Source organism: Nocardia sp. NBC_01009 (assembly GCF_045208035.1).
In the GTDB taxonomy this organism is placed as follows: domain Bacteria; phylum Actinomycetota; class Actinomycetes; order Mycobacteriales; family Mycobacteriaceae; genus Nocardia.
Map to the genome: position 1 here is coordinate 1,636,079 of NZ_CP108695.1, position 18,850 is coordinate 1,654,928.

General features: G+C 66.7%; 16 protein-coding genes. 10 read left to right on the forward strand and 6 right to left on the reverse strand.

From position 1 onward, the window contains the following. Positions 1–17: 17 nt before the first annotated feature. The 4 genes from OHA42_RS07110 to acs form a co-directional block, all read right to left on the reverse strand. Positions 18–953, reverse strand: coding sequence for an alpha/beta fold hydrolase (locus OHA42_RS07110; RefSeq protein WP_406235553.1), 936 nt, complete (start codon positions 951–953; stop codon positions 18–20). A 73-nt stretch (positions 954–1,026) separates the two neighbouring features. Further along, the gene (locus tag OHA42_RS07115) at positions 1,027–1,533 is read right to left on the reverse strand and encodes a phage holin family protein (RefSeq protein WP_406235555.1); all 507 of its coding nucleotides are present in this window, start codon (positions 1,531–1,533) and stop codon (positions 1,027–1,029) included. Between the two features lie 39 nt (positions 1,534–1,572). Beyond that, positions 1,573–2,790 (reverse strand): Na+/H+ antiporter NhaA, encoded by a 1,218-nt coding sequence (gene nhaA, locus OHA42_RS07120; RefSeq protein WP_406239159.1) that lies wholly within the window; start codon positions 2,788–2,790, stop codon positions 1,573–1,575. A gap of 180 nt (positions 2,791–2,970) precedes the next feature. Continuing rightward, positions 2,971–4,926, reverse strand: coding sequence for an acetate--CoA ligase (acs, locus tag OHA42_RS07125; RefSeq protein ID WP_406235557.1), 1,956 nt, complete (start codon positions 4,924–4,926; stop codon positions 2,971–2,973). Between the two features lie 443 nt (positions 4,927–5,369). Here acs and OHA42_RS07130 point away from each other — a divergent pair, with 443 nt between their 5' ends. From OHA42_RS07130 to OHA42_RS07145, 4 genes are all read left to right on the forward strand, one after another. Beyond that, complete coding sequence (locus tag OHA42_RS07130) at positions 5,370–6,977, forward strand: ABC transporter substrate-binding protein (RefSeq protein ID WP_406235559.1); 1,608 nt, start codon at positions 5,370–5,372, stop codon at positions 6,975–6,977. A 63-nt stretch (positions 6,978–7,040) separates the two neighbouring features. Further along, positions 7,041–7,967, forward strand: coding sequence for an ABC transporter permease (locus OHA42_RS07135; RefSeq protein WP_406235561.1), 927 nt, complete (start codon positions 7,041–7,043; stop codon positions 7,965–7,967). Next, positions 7,960–8,913 carry an ABC transporter permease gene (locus OHA42_RS07140; protein WP_406235563.1) on the forward strand — a complete coding sequence of 318 codons (954 nt, stop codon included), beginning with the start codon at positions 7,960–7,962 and terminating at the stop codon, positions 8,911–8,913. Before OHA42_RS07135 ends, OHA42_RS07140 begins: the two co-directional genes overlap by 8 nt. An 8-nt stretch (positions 8,914–8,921) precedes the next feature. Next, the gene (locus tag OHA42_RS07145) at positions 8,922–10,613 is read left to right on the forward strand and encodes a dipeptide ABC transporter ATP-binding protein (RefSeq protein ID WP_406235565.1); all 1,692 of its coding nucleotides are present in this window, start codon (positions 8,922–8,924) and stop codon (positions 10,611–10,613) included. Positions 10,614–10,687: 74 nt separating this feature from the next. Here the strand turns inward: OHA42_RS07145 and OHA42_RS07150 are convergent, their stop codons facing one another. After that, the gene (locus tag OHA42_RS07150; RefSeq protein WP_406235567.1) at positions 10,688–11,554 is read right to left on the reverse strand and encodes an alpha/beta fold hydrolase; all 867 of its coding nucleotides are present in this window, start codon (positions 11,552–11,554) and stop codon (positions 10,688–10,690) included. Between the two features lie 87 nt (positions 11,555–11,641). On the opposite strand from OHA42_RS07150, the gene OHA42_RS07155 reads away from it, so the two are divergent. Together OHA42_RS07155 and OHA42_RS07160 are read left to right on the forward strand one after the other, a co-directional pair. Further along, entirely contained in the window at positions 11,642–12,118 is a 477-nt protein-coding gene (locus OHA42_RS07155; protein WP_406235572.1) for a MarR family winged helix-turn-helix transcriptional regulator, read from the forward strand. Positions 12,119–12,134: 16 nt separating this feature from the next. Then, a complete protein-coding gene (locus tag OHA42_RS07160; protein WP_406235574.1) occupies positions 12,135–12,881 on the forward strand; it encodes an oxidoreductase in 747 nt (248 codons plus the stop codon). 595 nt (positions 12,882–13,476) lie between these two features. On the opposite strand, the gene OHA42_RS07165 is transcribed toward OHA42_RS07160, so the two are convergent. Continuing rightward, on the reverse strand, positions 13,477–14,316 hold the full coding sequence (locus tag OHA42_RS07165) for an HAD-IB family hydrolase (protein WP_406235575.1): 840 nt from the start codon (positions 14,314–14,316) through the stop codon (positions 13,477–13,479). A 614-nt stretch (positions 14,317–14,930) separates the two neighbouring features. Between OHA42_RS07165 and ssd the strand changes: the two genes are divergently transcribed. The 4 genes from ssd to OHA42_RS07185 all read left to right on the forward strand — a co-directional run bounded on the left by ssd (position 14,931) and on the right by OHA42_RS07185 (position 18,801). Next, a complete protein-coding gene (gene ssd / locus OHA42_RS07170) occupies positions 14,931–16,043 on the forward strand; it encodes a septum site-determining protein Ssd (RefSeq protein ID WP_406235577.1) in 1,113 nt (370 codons plus the stop codon). Further along, positions 16,040–17,227, forward strand: coding sequence for a TadA family conjugal transfer-associated ATPase (locus OHA42_RS07175; RefSeq protein ID WP_406235579.1), 1,188 nt, complete (start codon positions 16,040–16,042; stop codon positions 17,225–17,227). The genes ssd and OHA42_RS07175 overlap by 4 nt, the downstream gene beginning before the upstream one ends. After that, positions 17,224–18,015, forward strand: a complete 792-nt coding sequence (locus tag OHA42_RS07180) for a type II secretion system F family protein (RefSeq protein WP_406235581.1) — start codon at positions 17,224–17,226, stop codon at positions 18,013–18,015. Before OHA42_RS07175 ends, OHA42_RS07180 begins: the two co-directional genes overlap by 4 nt. Before the next feature lie 171 nt (positions 18,016–18,186). Then, complete coding sequence (locus OHA42_RS07185) at positions 18,187–18,801, forward strand: type II secretion system F family protein (protein WP_406235582.1); 615 nt, start codon at positions 18,187–18,189, stop codon at positions 18,799–18,801. The last annotated feature ends 49 nt before the right edge of the window (positions 18,802–18,850 follow it).

The following is an 18,850-nucleotide window of genomic DNA, read 5'->3' on the forward strand; positions in this document are numbered from 1 at the left end:
TCGCGCCCGACAGCCGGTCAGGCGAGCAGCTTGGCCAGTTCCACGGTGACGGCTTCCGGGCTTTCCTGATGGGCGAAGTGTCCGGCGGCCGGGATCGTCACCGAGCGTCGCTGCGGTGACCACCGCAGACCGCGCTGGACGGTGCCGTGCAGCAGGTAATTGTCCAGTTCGCCATGCAGGGCGAGCACCGGGATGTCGATGGGTTCGCGCATGGTTGCCATGAAGCGCCTGCCGTCGGGACGCCACTGGCTACGGAAGGCCCAGCGCTGGTATTCCAGCGCACAGTGCGCCGCACCGGGAATCTGGATGGCCGAGCGCATCCGCCGTGCGGTGTCGACGAATTCGGCGGTGCTCGACCATGATCCGCTGACGCGCTGGCGCAGCAGCCGCTCGACTTCGAAGCCGTCTCGAGCGGTCAATAGGCCCTCGGGGTACCTGGGCAGCTGATAGCGCAGGAAGTTCGGCAGCCAGGCCCTGCGCTGGCGGCCGTCCCGCAGCACCGCGCTCTTGAGCGCCGCCGGATGCGGCGAGCTCACCAGTGCGATCGAACGCACCAGCCGCGGGTGCAGCACCGCGGTCGTCCAGCACACCAGCCCGCCCTCGGCATGGCCGACGAGGGTGGCCTCGGTGTAGCCGAGTGCCCGGATGAGCCCGGCGACATCACCCGCGAGCGTCCAGCCGTCATAGCCGCGCGGTGGTTTATCGCTGTCGCCGTAGCCGCGCAGGTCCACCGCCACCGCCCGATAGCCGAGTTCGGTGAGTCCGGTCAGCTGGTGCCGCCAGGACCACCAGAAGTCCGCGAAGCCGTGCAGCAGCACGACCAACGGCGCATCAGCACGGTCGGGAGTGGCCTCCACGACATGGAATCGAATGCCGTTGGCATGAACGTCCCGATGCGTCCATGGTCCGTCGAAACGGACGCTGGACGGATCCGGAAATGAGTTCGACGACACGCCGATCGAGCCTAGCGGTCGGCGTGCGGTACCGCCTAGTCGGCGCGGCCGGACGGAGTCCGCGGTGGTCGCCTCAGCCGCGAGGCTCGTCGAGGGAGAGCTGTTCCTCGTGCGCGCTGGAGCCGAAGCCGCTCGGCAACACCGTGCGGGCTTGTTTCAGTGAATCGATCGTCTTTTCCGGTGCGCGCAGCTTCTTCACTCGCAGATAGCCGAGTCCGGCCAGCGCCACAGTCGCGGCGACCATCAGCAGGAACACGATCAGGAATGCCGCCCACCGTGCCAGCCAGACATCGAGCAGCTCGCCGAGGAAGAAGAAAAAGAAGAACGTGCTGAACAGCAGCACGGTGAGCGCGAGGATGAAGTAGACGCTGCCCTGCAGCCCCTTCTTGATCTCGCCGGTGACCTCGGCCTTGGCCAGCTCTACCTCGGCGCGCACCAGTTTCGACATCTGTTCGGTCGCGTCGCGGACCAGGCTGCCGAAGGTGGCCGACCCGTTGGGGTTGGCGTCGGTGAGCGGAATCGATGTGACCGTGTGGTCACGCCTTGCGCCGGTTCCGTTACCGCCGTCTGTGAAACTCACTTGGTCGACCCTTCTCCCTGTCCCGACACTGCTTCGGCCTCACTCTTCTGGTTGTAGCGCACGCGCGTCACGACGCGCTTGGTGGACACGCCCACGCCGCAACAGTAGCGCCGAACCGGCGAGCGACGCCGCCATTGATGTCACCAACACCGCTGCCTTCGCCAATTCGACGGCGGAGCCGTCTCCGACGTCGGCCAGCGCGAGTTCTGCCACAAGAAGGCTAACCGTGAAGCCGATCGCGCCGAGCACCGACAGTGCGAACATGTCGCGGTAGCCGAGATCGGCCGGGCGTTTGGCGATGCCGAACCGGATTGCCAGGCAGCTGATCCCGAAGATGCCGATGGTCTTGCCGAGCAGTAGCCCGAGAATGATGGCAAGAGACAGCCTGTCGGTGAACAACTGCCCGAAGACCTTCCCGTCCAACGGAACTCCGGCGGCGAACAGCGCGAACAGCGGCACGCACAGGCCGGCCGAGATCGGCTGGATCAGGTGCTCTAGCCGGGTGGCAGGCGCTTCTTGCTCGCCGTCGTCGAGCCGGACGCGGGTCAGCAGGCCGAGCCCGACGCCGGCCAGGGTCGGATGGATGCCCGCCTCGTGCAGGGCATACCAGGCGATCAGTGCCAGCGGCAGATAGACCAGCGGCGAACTGATCCGCCGGTGCTGGGCCAGCGCCCAGCCGCCGAAACAGGCCGCGGCCGCCAGTAGCCACAGCATCGCGACCGAGCTCGTGAACAGCACCGCGATCAACAGGATCGCGAGCAGATCGTCGACCACCGCGAGGCTGAGCAGGAACACCCGGGCGCTGGCCGGAATACGGGAACCGGTCATGGCGAGCACGGCCAGCGCGAAGGCGATATCGGTGGCCACCGGAATGGCCCAGCCACGATCCATCCCCTCCGCGCCGAAGCCGACCAGGAACGCGATCAGCGCGGGGGTGACAACGCCGCCGACCGCCGCGACGATCGGCAGCGCGGCCCGTTTGGGATCGGCGAGCTCACCGACGACGAGCTCGCGTTTGAGCTCCAGTCCCGCGACGAAGAAGAACACGGTGAGCAGACCGTCTTTGGTCCAGTCGGCCAGGGTCAGATCCACGTGCAGCGGAGGGATGGGCAGCACCGTCTCGGTCATCGTCACGTAGCCCTCGCCCCACGGCGAGTTCACCCACAGCAATGCCGTTGCGGCCGCGATCAGGAGTATTGCGCCGCCGACGGTCTCGGTGCGCAGATACCGCGTCAATTCCGAGCGCACTTGGGTGATCACGGGAAACCTTCCGGCCAGGTGGTCAAGGCTGCGGACGCACAATCCCACCGAATCGGCTTTCAGGTACGCGACCGCATGCCGACCAGACTTCCCGGCACACCTTACGCAATCCTAACGGATAGGGCCGGTGACGAATATCGTCACCGGCCCTATCGTGTGCCGTTTGTCCGCAACGGATCAGGCGCGACTGGACCGGATCGCCTCGAAAACATTCGGATCGACCAGAGTCGAGGTGTCGCCGAGTTCGCGGCCCTCCGCGACGTCGCGCAGCAGTCGGCGCATGATCTTGCCACTGCGCGTCTTGGGCAACTCGGGCACGACGTGGATCTCTCGCGGCCGCGCGATCGGGCTGATCTCGCGCGACACCTCCGCCTTGAGCTCGTCGACCAGCGCGGCTCCGGTGTCCTCGGCCTCGGCGGTCAGGATGACGAACGCGACGATGCCCTGACCGGTGGTGTCGTCGCTGGCGCCGACGACAGCGGCCTCGGCAACACCCGAGTGCCCGACCAATGCCGACTCCACCTCGGCGGTGGAGATGCGGTGGCCGGACACGTTCATCACGTCGTCGACCCGGCCGAGCACCCACAGGTCGCCGTCGGCGTCGAGCTTGGCGCCGTCACCGGCGAAGTACCAGCCCTGCTCGGCGTAGCGCTCCCAGTAGGTGGCCCGGTACCGCTCCATGTCGCCCCAGATGCCGCGCAGCATCGACGGCCACGGCTGGTCGAGGACCAGGTAGCCGTTGGCTTCGGTCTCCCCGAGTTGTACCGGCTTACCTTCTTCGTCGACGACGGTCGCCGAAATACCGGGTAGCGGTGTCATGGCTGCGCCCGGTTTGGCGGCGGTGACGCCGGGCAGCGGAGAGATCATGATGGCGCCGGTCTCGGTCTGCCACCAGGTGTCCACGATCGGGGCCGAGCCCGCGCCGATCACCTCGCGGTACCAGCGCCATGCCTCCGGGTTGATCGGCTCACCCACCGAACCGAGCAGCCGGATGCTCGACAGATCGTGCGCGGCCGGAATCTCCTTACCCCACTTCATGAAGGTCCGGACCAGTGTCGGGGCCGTGTAATAGATGGTGACACCGTACTTTTCGACGATCTGCCAGTGCCGGTGCTCGTCCGGGAAGTTCGGCGTGCCCTCGTAGACGACCTGGGTGGTCCGGTTGGCGAGCGGGCCGTAGACGATGTAGCTGTGTCCGGTGACCCAGCCGATGTCGGCGGTGCACCAGTAGACGTCGTGTCCGGCCTTGTGGTCGAAGACGTTGTGGTGGGTGTAGGCCGCTTGGGTCAGGTAGCCGCCGGAGGTGTGCAGGATGCCTTTGGGTTTTCCGGTGGTGCCGGAGGTGTAGAGGATGAACAGCGGATGCTCGGCGTCGAATGCCTGCGCCCGGTGTTCGGGCGAGGCCTGCGCGACCGTCTCGTGCCACCACAGGTCACGGCCCTCGGTCCACGGCACCTCGATGCTGGTGCGGCGCACCACGAGTACGTGCTCGACGCTGTGCGGCACGTCGCCGTTGGCGTAGAGCGCTTCGTCGACGGCCTCTTTGAGCGGGGCGGACTTGCCGCGCCGCCACTGCCCGTCGGTGGTGATGATCAGGCGTGCGCTGGCGTCGTCGACGCGTTGGCGCAGCGCGGTGGGGGAGAAGCCTGCGAAGACGACCGAGTGAGTGAGGCCGAGGCGGGCGCAGGCCAGCATCGAGACGATGGCCTCAGGGACCATCGGCATATAGATGGCGACTCGATCGCCTGCCTCCAGGCCGAGTTCGGTGAGATAGTTGGCCGCCCTGCTGACCTCGGCGAGCAGGTCACTGTAGGTGATGTCCTTGGAGTCGCCCGGCTCGCCTTCCCAATGGATGGCGACCTGATCGCCGTGGCCGTCCAGTACGTGCCGGTCGACGCAGTTGTAGGCGACATTGAGCTTGCCGTCGACGAACCACTTCGCAACGGGCGCGTCGCGCCAATCGAGGACCTGTGTCCAGGGTTGATCCCAATGCAGCCGTCCGGCCTGTTCGGCCCAGAACGCGTCGCGATCCGCCGCGGCACGCTGATACAACGAGGCATCCGCGTTTGCCGCCGTGGCGAATTCCGGGGTCGGCGGGTACGAGTCCGTGTGGTCGGCGGTGGTATCGGTCATCTCGTCTCTTCCTTCACGAAATCCGCAGCGCTCGATTCGACGCGCCCGGTGTGGGCCAGTTCGACAGTAATCAACTGTGACCCAGGCCGCGTCCGGTGTGCCCACCGGGTTTCGATCCCGTCACCGCGGCGCGTATCCGGCCCGATCGCCTGACAAACCGACCCCGCGCTAGTTATCGTCTTCTTCAACCTCTTAGAACACCGGATGGCCCCAGCGTCGGCATAGTTCCGGTAGATCAGTGTTTTCATCACCAAGTTTTGTGTGTTTCGGCCATGTTGCCGGATTGGTAACAAGTGGAACGAACCTTGGTCAATCCGATGACAACGGTCGTCCGAATAGCTACTGTCCCAGGCATTCCAAGGCGATCGAGTCGAGGCGCGCTGGGAAGGACTCACGCGTGCGTCGCGGATCCCCTTCGCCTGTCTCGAAATCGGGAGAACGCGTTGAGATTCAACAGAGCTACAGCGTTGATCGCGGCAGTACTGCTGGCCACAAGCCTCGGGCTGTCCGCATGTTCGTCGAGCGATAGTGCCGACGCCGACATTGTCACGACGAACGGTGGTGAACCACAGAATCCGTTGGTGCCCACCAATACCAACGAGAATATGGGTGGCCGCGTAGTCGACCGGCTGTTCGCCGGGCTGAAATATTACGACGGCAAGGGCGTGGCCCACGACGAGCTGGCGGAGTCGATCAAGACCACCGATCGGAAGAATTACACGATCACCATCAAGCCGAATTGGAAGTTCACCGACGGCAGCACGGTGACGGCCAAGTCGTTCGTCGATGCCTGGAATTATGGTGCGCTCGGCACTAACGCGCAGCTGCAGAGCTACGTGTTCACCCCGATCCTCGGATTCGACGAGGTATCGGCGGAAAAGCCGACGGCACAGACGATGTCGGGCCTGAAGGTGGTCGACGATCGCACATTCACCGTCGAGTTGAAGCAGCCGTCCATCGACTTCGAGACCGAACTCGGCTATGCGCCGTTCTATCCGCTGCCCGAGGCGGCGTTCAAGGACATGAAGGCCTTCGGCGAGAACCCGATCGGCAACGGCCCGTACAAGTTCGCCCGCACGGGCGCGTGGGAGCACAACGTCAAGATCGACTTGGTACCCAACCCGGACTACCAGGGCGGCCGCCCGGCCAAGAACAAGGGCCTGCGGTTCGTCATGTACCAGTCGTTCGACACGGCCTATTCGGATCTGCAGGCGGGCAATCTCGATTCTCTCGACACCATCCCGGACAGCGCGCTGACCTCCTACAAGAAGGATCTCGGTGATCGCGCGATCCTCGCGCCGACCGCGCAGAACCAACATATCGGTGTCCAGGCCAATGTCGCGCACTTCGGCGGCGAGGAAGGGCTGCTGCGGCGCCGGGCGATCTCGATGGCGATCAACCGCCAGCAGATCTGCGACACCATCTTCAACGGCACCAAGACTCCGGCGCGTGACTTCACCGCAAGCACCCTGCCCGGGTTCGATGGGAACCTGCCCGGCTCCGAGGTGCTGAAGTACAACCCGGAGGAGGCCAAGAAGCTGTGGGCGCAGGCCGATGCCATGTCACCGTGGTCGGGTCGTTACGAGATCGCCTACAACTCCGATGGCGGCCACCAGGCCTGGATCGAAGCCGTTGCCAACAGTGTGAAGAACACCCTCGGTATCGATGCGGTCGGCACGCCGTTCCCGACCTTCAAGAACATTCGGGATCTGGTGAACGCCAAGACCATCGATAAGGCGTTCCGCTACGGCTGGCAGGGCGACTACCCGACCATGCTGCAGTTCCTGACCTCGCAGTACTACAGCTACTCCGATACCAACAACGTCGACTACAAGAGCGCCGAATTCGACGGTCTGCTCGACGCCGCGCTCGCGGCGCCGACGCTCGAGGAGTCCTACAAGATCGTGGCGAAGGCCCAGGCGCTGCTGATCAAGGACATGGCCGATATCCCGGTGCTCGACTACCTCGCCGCGGCGGGACGGTCGGACAAGGTGAAGAAGGCCGAACTCGCGTGGAACGGTCTGTTCGACTTCGAGAACATCGAGAAGTAGCCGCTCGGCTCGGTCGTGCCGCCAACCAGGCGGCACGACCGAGCCGCTCACCCAGGAGACGAAATGGCCTGGTATGTCGTGCGGCGTCTACTTCAGATGATCCCCGTGTTCCTCGGGGCGACGCTGCTCATCTACGCACTGGTCTTCCTAGTTCCGGGCGATCCGATCCACGCGCTGGCCGGCGATAAGCCGATGACGCCTGCGGTGGAAGCCCAACTTCGCGCCCGCTATCACCTCGACCGCCCGTTCTTCGTGCAGTACCTGCTGTACCTCAAGGGCATCTTCACGCTCGATTTCGGCACGGCCTTCTCCGGCAGGCCGGTACGCGACGAGCTCGCGCGAGCCTTCCCGATCACGATCAAGCTGTCGCTCATGGCGGTCCTCATCGAGGGCATCTTCGGCGTCATCTTCGGACTGATCGCGGGTCTGCGCAAAGGCAGGCTCTTCGACTCGACCCTGCTGGTGGTCAGTCTGGTCATCATCGCGGTGCCGATCTTCGTGATCGGCTTTCTCGCCCAGTTCCTGCTCGGCGTGAAATGGGGCATCGCGCCGGTGACCGTCACCGGCAAGGCGAGTATCGGCGAACTGCTCGTCCCGGCGATCGTGCTCGGCTCGCTGTCGTTCGCCTATGTGCTCCGGCTCACCCGAAACTCGGTGGCGGAGAACATGTCCGCCGACTACGTACGGACCGCGACCGCCAAGGGGCTGAGTAGACCTCGTGTCGTCACCGTGCATATTCTGCGCAACTCGATGATCCCGGTCATCACCTTCCTCGGCGCCGACCTCGGCGCCCTGATCGGCGGTGCCGTCGTCACCGAGGGCATCTTCAACATCCCGGGCGTGGGAGGCACGCTCTACCAAGCGATTACGCGCGGTGAGCCACCGACGGTGGTGTCCTTCGTGACGGTCCTCATCGTGATCTTCCTGATCTCGAATCTGCTCATCGACCTGCTCTACGCCATGCTCGACCCGAGGATTCGATATGCCTGACCTCGATAAACACGTCCCGGACAGGCAGCAGCACTTCGTCGCACCGCCCGACGAGGTGCAGGTTCTCGCCACCGACCAGGTCGACGAATCCGGTTCGCCGACCAGCATCTGGCAAGACGCATGGCGGCAGCTGCGCCGAAATCCGATCTTCATCGTCGCCGCGCTGCTGATCGTCTTCATCGCGGTTGTCGTGCTCTGGCCGGGACTGTTCAGCGATCAGGACCCGCGCTATTGCAACGGCGATTTCAGTATGGATCCGCGTGGGCCGGGCCATCCGTTCGGCTTCGACAAACAGGGTTGTGACGTCTACACCCGAACCGTCTACGGCGCACGGGCTTCGGTGATGGCCGGTCTCGGCGCGACAACGCTGTTCCTGTTCATCGGTGGCACGCTCGGGGCGCTCTCCGGCTTCTACGGCGGGCTGCTGGATTCGGTGGTGTCGCGGATCGCGGAGATCTTCTATGCGATTCCGCTGATGCTCGCCGCGATCGTCATCATGCAGCTGCTGGATTCACGGACCATCTGGACGGTCATCCTGATTCTGTCCGCGTTCACCTGGCCGCAGGCGGCGCGCATCGCGCGCAGTGCGGTGATCGAGGCCAAGAACAGCGAGTACGTCACGGCGGCAAAAGCATTGGGCGTCTCCCGAATACGGACCCTGCTGCGCCATGTGCTGCCGAATGCGGCGGGACCGCTGATCGTGGTCACCACGATCTGGCTCGGCGCGTTCATCGTCACCGAGGCAACCCTGTCCTACCTCGGGGTCGGGCTGCCACGCACGATCGTGTCCTGGGGTTCCGATATCAACACCAATCAGCACGAGCTGCGCGGCGGTTCGCCGATCCTGTTCTATCCCGCAACAGCATTGGCGCTCACCGTGCTGAGCTTCATCCTGCTCGGCGACGCGGTGCGGGACGCGCTCGATCCGAAGGCCAGGAAGAGGTGACCGCGGCGATGTCCGATAAACCACTGCTCGAGATCGAAGATCTCAACGTCTGCTTCAGTTCCGAGGGCAAGCAGATTCCGGCGGTCCGCGACGTCAGTCTGTCGGTCTATCCAGGTCAGACGGTGGCGATCGTCGGTGAATCCGGCTCCGGGAAAACCACCACAGCGCACAGCATCATCGATCTGCTGCCCGGCACCGGACAGATCACCTCCGGCTCGATCCTGTTCGACGGAAAAGATCTCGCGAAGGCGTCGAAGAAGGATGTCGTCGCCGTGCGCGGCAGCGGTATCGGTCTGGTCCCGCAGGACCCGATGTCGAACCTCAACCCGGTGTGGAAGGTCGGGTTCCAGATCAGGGAAACGTTGGCGGCCAACGGAATAGCCAAGGGCAAGGCCGCCGCGAAGCGGGCGATCGAATTGCTGGAGGAAGCGGGGATGTCGGACGCGCAACGCCGGGTCAACCAGTATCCGCACGAATTCTCCGGCGGCATGCGCCAGCGTGCGCTCATCGCGATCGGACTGGCGTGCCGGCCCAAACTGCTGATCGCCGACGAGCCGACGTCGGCGCTCGACGTCACCGTGCAGCGGCAGATCCTCGACCATCTCGACGGTCTCACCAGCGAACTCGGCACGGCGGTCCTGCTGATCACCCACGATCTCGGTCTCGCCGCCGAGCGCGCCGAGCACCTGGTGGTGATGTATCGCGGTCGGGTGGTGGAATCCGGTCCCGCACTCCAGATTCTGCGTGAGCCACAGCATTTGTACACCAAGCGGCTGGTGAACTCGGCGCCCTCGCTGGCCTCGCAGCGGCTGTCCTCGGTCCGTGAGCGCGTCGAGATACGCAAACAGGCCGTTCAGGTCGCGGAGGAGGCGGCCGCGGCCGACACGGAGTCGGCAGCGGTCTCCGATGGCGTGGTGGTCGCGGAGAATTTGACCAAGGCGTTCAAGATGCGTGGCAACGCACCGTGGAAGTCGTCGGACTTCATTGCGGTCGACGAGGTGTCGTTCCGGCTCGCGCGCGGCACCACCACGGCCATTGTCGGTGAGTCCGGATCCGGCAAATCCACTGTCGCGCAGATGGTTCTCGGCTTGCTGGAGCCGACGGCCGGGAAGGTGACCTTCGACGGCAAGGAGGTCGCGAAGCTGGACCGCAAGGGCGCCTTTGCGTTCCGCCGCCGGGTGCAGCCGATCTTCCAGGATCCTTACGGCTCACTGGACCCGATGTACTCGATCTACCGCACCATCGAGGAACCGTTGCGCACGCACCGGATCGGCACGTCCAAGGAACGCGAAGCGACGGTGCGGGAACTGCTGGACAAGGTTTCGCTGCCCTCGACGGTGATGCGCCGCTATCCGAATGAGCTGTCCGGTGGTCAGCGTCAGCGCGTGGCCGTGGCCCGTGCGCTGGCACTTTCTCCGGAGGTGGTGGTCTGCGATGAAGCGGTCTCCGCGCTGGATGTGCTGGTGCAGGCCCAGATTCTGAAGCTGCTCAACGATTTACAAGCGGAGCTCGGGCTGTCCTACCTGTTCATCACCCACGACCTGGCCGTGGTCCGGCAAATCGCCGACGATGTGCTCGTGATGCAGAACGGCAAAGTCGTCGAGGCCGCCACCACCAACGAGGTCTTCGACAATCCACGAGAGGAGTACACCCGGCGGCTGCTGGACGCGATTCCGGGCCGCGACCTGTTGGCGGGGTAAGCGTTGCCGTCACCCCGCTGAGCTGGCCGGCGCGCCGATCAGCGCGGTGGCGGCCACTGGGGCTCGCCGACGGATCAGGCCGTGTGCGCGAGGATGGCGGCCACAACCGAATCCCATTGTGCCCGTGGTGCGATCTCGTGCCCGGTGTGCTCCATCGCGAGTAAACGGGCGCCGGGAATCTCCGCGGCGAGGGCTCGACCGTGCCCGATCGGGAAGAGCGGATCCTCGGTGCCGTGTAGCACCAGGGTCGGCGCGACGATCTTTCCGAGCCGATCCCGCCACGGCGCACCGGGATCGATCATGAACGGATTGGTCAGTTGGGCCGCAATGTCGTTCGCGCGGTCGATGATTCGCGCGGCCTTGGCCCGCCGGGTCGCGGTGTCGAACGGCAGACTTGCCGCGGTGAAAGGGCGATCGGCCTCGACGAGGTACTCGACAACGGCGGCCCGGTCCGACCAGTCCGGTTCGGCGCCCTCGCCCGCGAAGAAGGCTCGGAGTTCAGGGGTCATCTCCGGGAGGTCGGGGTATTGGTGGCCGGGACCGCCGGGTGTCGAGGAGGCGAGGGTCAGGGTGGCGACCCGATCGGGGTGATCGAGTGCGACGAGTTGCGCGACCGCCGCACCCTGCGACATGCCGATCAGGTGCGCCTGCCGCAGGCCGAGGACGTTGAGCAGGCCGACGGCGTCGGCGACCAGATCTCGCAGCACATATGGCGGCGCACCCACCGGATACGTGGCGGACCGGCCCGCGTCCCTGCTGTCGTAGCGGATGACGCTGCGGCCGCCTGCCACCAGGCGCTCGATGAATTCTTCCTCCCATGCCAGGAGTGATTCGCCTGCGCCGTGGATGAGCAGGATTGCGGGTTGGTGGTCCGGGGCACCGAAAGTCTCTGTGCACAACTGGGTTTCGTTGACATCGCGGGTGTTCTGGTAGCCGGTCACGTGCACCGCCCTTCAATTCCGTTACATGTAACGGATACCGTATCGGCAACTTCGTTACATGTAAACAAGAACCGGTAGGCTGGTTACATGCCCAAGACATCGAACCGTCGCGCGGCCGGTGATGCGCAGACCGCCTGGGCGGCCTACCGGCGGCTGCCGCTGCTCGTGGACACCGAGATCGCCCGCGATTTGGAGTCCGGCACCGGGCTGTCGATGCCGGACCATGACGTGCTCACCGCCGTGGCGGAGATGGCGGCCGAGCGGGAATGCGTGCGGGTGAGCGGCCTTGCGGCGCGGATGCACTGGCCGCACAGCCGCCTGTCCCGCCAGCTCGGGCGGATGCAGCGGCGCGGCCTGATCGCGCGCGAGCCGTGTGAACGTGATGGGCGCGGTGACGACGTCGTGCTCGCCGAGCCCGGGCGGCGGGCGCTGGCAGCGGCGGGGCCTGTCCACCTCGCGTCGGTGCATCGGCACTTCCTCGACCTGCTGACTCCCGAGCAGCTCGCGGCGCTGACCGGGATCGAGGAGACCATCGCCCGGCACCGAGTGGCGCTGAGCGGCTGAACTAGCCTCGTATCCCGTGACCGATCCGCTACAGCCTCTCGTCGATCTGCCCGGTGTGCGCGACAGCGCCGATCGGGCCCGCGACGCGCTCGCCGACGTGCATCGGCACAAGGCGAACCGGCGCGGCTGGCCGACCACGGCCGCCGAGGCCGCGGTGCGTGCGGCCCGGTCGTCCGCCGCGATCGACGGCGGTTCGATCGAACTGCCCGCCGACGGCCGGGTCGGCGATCCGATCCTGGCCGGGTCGCTGCGGGTGGGGCAGGCGCTGGACGGCGATGCCCTGCGCAATCTCGCCGGCACCTGGCGGCGTGCCCCCTTGCAGGCGCTGGCTCGGCTGCATCTGCTGGCCGCCGCCGATCTGGTGACCGACGAGGCGCTGCTCGGTAGGCCCCGTACCGACGCAGGCGTTGCCGAACGGCTCGACCTGCTGGTGCAGACGGTGCTCGGGTCCACCGCGCCTGCGCCGGTTGTCGCCGCGGTGGTGCATGGCGAGCTGTTGGCGTTGCGGCCGTTCGGTACGGCCGACGGCATCGTCGCGCGGGGGGCGTCCCGACTTGTCGCGGTGTCCAGTGGGCTCGACCCGCACAGCCTCGGCGTGCCCGAGGTGTTCTGGCTGCGTCGGCGGCAGGCGTATCTGGATGCCGCGGCCGGGTTCGGCACGGGAGAGGCGAATGCCGTCGGTAGCTGGGTGATCCTGTGCTGTGGCGCCCTCGAGGACGGCGCTCGTGAGGCGAGGTCGATCGCCGATTCGGCGTCGGGATAGGCGGTTGCCTCGCCTGCGCTCGGCCCAGCGCGCGGTTGCCTCGCCTGCGCTCGGGCCCAGTGCGCAGTGGCCTTGCCTGCTCGGGCCCAGTGGCCCCTGCACGTCAAAGCGGGCGGCGTTGTCGTTGAACGACCTCACCGCCCGCTAGCACGGAAACCCGGTTACCAAGCGTGCTAGGTGGGTTGTGGTCTTTCGGCCTCGGCGACAATTCGAACTCCGCCGGTTCATCCCCGCAACCTGTGCGAGGCCCTCGCCGTCGACAATTCGAATCTCGCAGGCCCACAACGCTTCTGCCCTTGTCGCGGCGCGCTCCGCGTGGGTACCTGGCATCCGTGCTGGGAAGGGTGGACGGGAGACTGAACCTTCTCTTCCGGCTCTGCCTTGGCCTTCCGACCTTCCGTAGTTACCTTTTTACACTGTGACAGCCCTCACATCAAGGCTTCGGAAAACATTCAATAATCGGCGTGTTCATCGGCGTTTCGTGGTTAAATCCCTGGTCGCGACGTTGCGAACGCCGTGTCAGCAAACGCTTCGGCAAGTACCCCGCTGGCTCTCTAGCAGCCAGTGTGGCAGGCAGGCTTGTATCAGTTAAGCCTCAGCGGCGGCGGCGCAGTAATCGGTAGCTGAGTGCGCCCGCCACCACCGCGCTCAATCCGACCACCGCGGTCGCGGCAAGGGTGGTAGACGACGGGGTCTGGAAGCGAGACCACAGCGAAACCGGGTTCGAGAACGTCAGGGTCGGCCAGCCCTTGGCCAGCGCCTCGCGCCGCAGGTTGCGATCGGGGTTCACCGCCGTCGGATGGCCGACCGCGCCGAGCATCGGCAGATCGGTCACCGAATCGGAGTAGGCATAGCACCGCGAAAGGTCGTAACCCTCACTGGCGGCGAGCTTTTCGATCGCGGCGACCTTGCCTTCGCCGTAGCAGTAGAACTCGACCTCGCCGGTGTATCGACCGTCCGCGACGACCATTCGCGTTGCGGCGGTGTGCGAGGCGCCGAGCGCCTCGGCGATCGGGCCGACGATCTCCTCGCCGGAAGCGGACACGATCACCACGTCGTGACCGCGGATCTTGTGATCGGCGATGAGATCGGCCGCTTCGGCATAGATCAGCGGGTCGACCAGCTCGTGCAGCGTCTCGGCCACAATGGATTTCACTTGTTCGACGTCCCAGCCCGCACACATGTTCGTCAGGTGGGCGCGCATCCGCTCCATCTGATCGTGGTCCGCGCCCGACAGCATGAACAGAAAGTGTGCGTAGCTGCTCTCGAGCACCGCGCGGCGGTTCAACAGACCCTGTGCATAGAACGGCTTGCTGAACACGAAGGTGCTCGATTTCGCGATCACTGTCTTGTCGAGATCGAAGAAGGCAGCGACACGTCCGCCGCCGGTGGTTTGTTGGTCCGGAAGCCCGGTTCGGTCACCCTCGGCAGTCACTCGTTCAGAATAGGCGGTGACTGCGCATCCGCTCCGTCGAGCGCAGGCGACAGACGGACTGCGTCCGGCAGCGTTACTTCGGGCGGTGACTGCGCATCCGCTCCGTCGAGCGCAGGCGACAGACGGACTGCGTCCGGCAGCGTTACTTCGGGCGGTGACTGCGCATCCGCTCCGTCGAGCGCAGGCGACAGACGGACTGCATCCGGCAGTGCCACTTCGGGCGGTGACTGCGGACCGCACACCGGGTCTGTCGAGCGCGTTTTGGAGACGAATTCGGGCGGGTAGCGGGTCGTGTTCCGGGGCCTCTCGGTGGGTTTGCCCTGGAGACGCCGGGCCGGTGACAGCCATAAAGTTGTCCGACGACAGACTTGCGTTGTGGCCGGGGCTTGGGTGTAGTATTGCTGGCACCTGGACATGGTCCAGGCGCGTTCAGCCCGACCCCCCGGGGCTGAACCCGACGGCCCCAGCCTCCTCCCCCCCCGGCTGGGGCCGTCCTCTATTCAGGGGACGGTTCGACTTCTCTCTCACTCCGGATCTATCCACATCCCCGGAGTTATCCACATTCGGCATATTGCCTCTATTGCACTGCTTCGCCTTCGACCACGCTGACCTGCATGGATTTCGAAGCTGCGCCGCCGGTCACGACGCCGCCGGCACTCGTGCTCATCAGCGATACCCGCCTTCGGGACGAAGTGCGGCGTGTCGCGGCCGCTGCGGAACGCGGGCTCGACGAACGCGAGCTGCCGATGGGCAGGCACGCGTGGACCGGTGCCCCGCTGGTGATCCTCGACACAGCCATGGCGGGGCAGTGTGCGACGGTCGGATATCTGCGGCGTGTCGGGGTCGTTCTGGTGACCGACCGCGAGCCGGATATGTGCGATTGGCAGGCCGCCGCAGCGGTCGGAGCCGAGCGGGTGATCGCGCTCCCCGGCGCCGCGGTCGGGCTTATCGAGAAGTTTGCTGAGTACGGTGAAAACCGGATGGGGGACGGTGTGGTCGTCGCGATTGCCGGGGCCGGCGGCGGTGCGGGCGCATCCGTTCTCGCCGCGGCCACCGCTCTGCGCGCCGCTGCCGAACGGTTCCGGCGAGACACCGTGCTCGTCGATGGCGCACCGCTCGGCGGCGGCCTCGACCTGCTGCTCGGCATCGAGATGGCCGCAGGGCTGCGCTGGCCCGATCTGGTGATCGAGGATGGCCGGGTGTCCGCGTCGGCACTGCACAGTGCACTGCCCGCGGCGGCCCCCGGGCTCGCCGTGCTGTCCTGTGGACGCGGTGGTGCCGGACGCTTGCCGAGCGAGATCGGCCCCACCGCGGTGCACGCTGTCGTCGAAGCAGGCCGTGCCGCAGGCGATTTGGTGGTTTGCGACATATCCGGCGAGCGCGGCCCGCACGCCGACCAAATGCTCGACTCGGCGGACCTCGTGGTGCTGGTTGTTCCGGCCAGGCTGCGCGCGATGGCCGCGGCAGAATCCGTCGCCGCCTACATCGGCAGACGAAACCCCAACCAGGGCTTGGTAGTACGCGGCCCAGCACCCGGCGGGCTACGCGGAAACGAGGTTGCCGAGGTGCTCGACCTGCCGCTGCTCGCCGCTGTCCGAGCCCAAGCGGGCCTCGCCGCCCGCCTCGAACGCGGCGGCCTGACCGTCCGTCGCCGCGGCCCACTCCGCGACGCGGCAGACGCGGTGCTGGCGGTGCTGAGCGCCCCCGCAGGGCGGGGCCTGCGATGAGCGCCTTGGTGACGTCCGAGCTGCTGGATCGGGTGCGGGAACGTCTTGCGGGCGGGGCGGGGGATCCGGATCCGGCGCAGGTGGCAGCCGCTATTCGGGCCGAGGCAGGCGGGGTCCTCGGTGACACGGATCTGCTGCGTGCACTCCGGTTGTTGCAGACGGAGATGACCGGTGCCGGGGTATTGGAGCCGCTGCTGCAAGATCCGCAGGTTGCTGACGTTCTGGTCACCGCGCCGGATGCCGTCTGGATCGACCGGGGTCACGGGTTGCGAAAGACGTCGGTCACGTTTCCGGATGAGGCCGCCGTGCGCAGACTGGCGCAGCGGCTTGCCCTTTCGGCAGGGCGGCGGCTCGACGATGCGCAGCCGTGGGTCGACGGCAGACTCTCGGGAAGGGAAGGAGCGCTGGGGGATTCCTTCGGTGTCCGGCTTCATGCGGTCTTGGCGCCGGTGGCGCACGGCGGTACCTGTGTTTCACTGCGCGTGCTGCGTCCCGCCACGCAGGGGCTGGATGCGCTCGCGGCCTCCGGCGCGGTGGCGCCGGAGGCGAAACTGCTGTTGGAGCGGATCATTCGAGCTCGGCTTGCCTTCCTGGTCGTCGGCGGCACCGGTGCGGGGAAGACCACCTTGTTGTCCAGCCTGCTGGCCGAGGTAGGGCCCGAGGAACGAATCATCTGTGTGGAGGACGCGGCGGAGCTCGCGCCCCCGCATCCCCATGTCGTACGGCTGGTCGCGCGCACCGCGAATGTCGAAGGCGTCGGCGAGGTGACGATGCGCGACCTGGTACGCCAGGCACTGCGGATGCGACCGGACCGGATCGTGGTCGGTGAGGTGCGCGGCGCGGAGGTGGTCGACCTGCTCACTGCGCTCAACACGGGACATGACGGGGGAGCGGGGACCGTGCATGCGAACTCGCCCCAGGAAGTTCCCGCGCGCCTGGAAGCCCTTGCGGCACTGGGAGGTATGGACCGGGCTGCACTGCATAGTCAGCTCGCCGCCGCGGTGCAGGTGGTGATGCACGTGCATCGAAGGGCGGATGGTTCTCGCGGACTGCGCGAAATCGGCGTCGTCCGGCGCGATGACTCCGGACATGTCCGCATCGCGGCGGCCTGGCGAGCCGACCACGGCCCGGCTGCGGCTGCTACCGAACTGGCAGAGCTCCTCGACGAACGGCTCGACCGATGATCGTGGCACTGACGTGTCTGGTACTCGCGCTGTTGAGCGCTCCGTCGCCGAGAGCGCGTCGCCGCTTCATCGACCTGTTCGTTCCCTCCGGCGTCACGCGGAAACCACAGCGCAGCAGCCTGTTCAGCGTGGGCATCGGGATCGGCCTCGCCGCGACAGCGGTCGCCGGATTCGGCCCGCTGATCGCTGCGGCGCTGGTGACGGGCACAGTTGGTATCCGGTTTCGTCGTGCTCGGCACGACCGCTTACACAATGTCGAATGCGCGTACCTGCTCGACGCGGTCGAAGCCGTCATCGGGGAGCTGCGGGTAGGTGCGCACCCGAGCGCGGCCGCCGCGGTCGCGGCACACGAATCCGGCGGCGCGGCGGCGCGCGCATTCGCCGTCAGCGCGGCCCGCAGCCGACTGGGCGGTTCGGGCGCTGACGGTCTGCGCCACCCGGACTCCGTGGTGGCCCCCGAGCTGGCCGGGATAGCCGACGCTTGGCGGGTCGCCGAACACCACGGCCTCGCCCTCGCCGAACTACTGTCCGCGGCCCGTGCAGATCTCCAGGGGCGCATCCGTTTTCGTGGCCGAACCGCGGCCGCACTGGCAGGTGCCCGCGCCACCGCCGCTGTCCTGGCCTGCCTCCCTTTGCTCGGCCTCGCCCTCGGCCAACTGATGGGCGCCGCACCGCTGAACATCCTGTTCGCCTCCGCCGCAGGCGCCGTCCTGCTTCCGCTCGGCACCGGCCTCGCGTGCGCGGGCCTGCTGTGGACGGATGCGATCACTCGAAAGGTGCTGGCATGAAACGGCTTGTGGTCGAGCTTGCGGTGGCAGGTCAGCCGAGTCACCGCTGCGCGGGCGGCCGCCGGAATGGCCTCTCGCCAGGGTCGGTGATCGTGCGAAGGATCGGCTCGACAGGCGCGGTACAGCTCGATTGCCGGGCGCGGCGGCAGTCGATTGAAGGGAGGCGGAGTGATGGGAATTTCCGGTGGGGTGGTGTTGCTGCTGGCGCTAACGCTCGTGGTGTTGCCTGGGCGGGTGGCGGTGACCCGGCGACTACGGTCGCTGCGCGGCGGTGGTTCGGAGCCACTGGTCAGGGTGCCGGGGCGTAGGGGTAGCGATGATCCGCTTGCGGTCGCTTCGGTGTTCGATCTGCTCGCCGCATGCCTGCGGGCGGGGCTGCCGATGGCGGGTGCGGCGCGGGTGGTGGCGCCGGGCGCGCCGGCGGTGCTCGGTGCTGCGCTGGTCCGAGCCGCCGATCTGCTGGCGCTGGGGGCGGACGCGGCGACAGCATGGGAGCGAGCGGCCGTAGACGCTGTGGGCAGGCCGGGAGCGGCCGAGGTGGAGTCGCTCGCACGGATGGCGCGGCGCTCGGCGCGGTCGGGAGCGTCGCTGGCGGTGGCCATCGGTGAGCTGGCCGAACAGCACCGTGGCGCGGTCGAGGACATGGCGGCGGCACGCGCCGAGCGGGCCGGAGTGATGATCAGTGGCCCACTCGGACTGTGTTTTCTGCCCGCGTTCATCTGCCTGGGCATCGTGCCGGTGGTGATCGGTCTCGCGGGCCGAGTCCTCGAGGGCGGGCTGCTGTGAGCGCGCGAATCACGAAACCAGGACACCGGACCGATGTTGCGGCAGGTCG

What these genes read in the sequence shown, in the direction of transcription:
- OHA42_RS07185 (WP_406235582.1), top strand. Translation starts at nt 18,187, where the DNA reads ATGGGAATTTCCGGTGGGGTGGTGTTGCTGCTGGCGCTAACGCTCGTG.
- OHA42_RS07145 (WP_406235565.1), top strand. Translation starts at nt 8,922, where the DNA reads ATGTCCGATAAACCACTGCTCGAGATCGAAGATCTCAACGTCTGCTTC.
- OHA42_RS07135 (WP_406235561.1), top strand. Translation starts at nt 7,041, where the DNA reads ATGGCCTGGTATGTCGTGCGGCGTCTACTTCAGATGATCCCCGTGTTC.
- OHA42_RS07155 (WP_406235572.1), top strand. Translation starts at nt 11,642, where the DNA reads ATGCCCAAGACATCGAACCGTCGCGCGGCCGGTGATGCGCAGACCGCC.
- acs (WP_406235557.1), bottom strand. Translation starts at nt 4,926, where the DNA reads ATGACCGATACCACCGCCGACCACACGGACTCGTACCCGCCGACCCCG.
- OHA42_RS07175 (WP_406235579.1), top strand. Translation starts at nt 16,040, where the DNA reads ATGAGCGCCTTGGTGACGTCCGAGCTGCTGGATCGGGTGCGGGAACGT.
- ssd (WP_406235577.1), top strand. Translation starts at nt 14,931, where the DNA reads ATGGATTTCGAAGCTGCGCCGCCGGTCACGACGCCGCCGGCACTCGTG.
- OHA42_RS07180 (WP_406235581.1), top strand. Translation starts at nt 17,224, where the DNA reads ATGATCGTGGCACTGACGTGTCTGGTACTCGCGCTGTTGAGCGCTCCG.
- OHA42_RS07140 (WP_406235563.1), top strand. Translation starts at nt 7,960, where the DNA reads ATGCCTGACCTCGATAAACACGTCCCGGACAGGCAGCAGCACTTCGTC.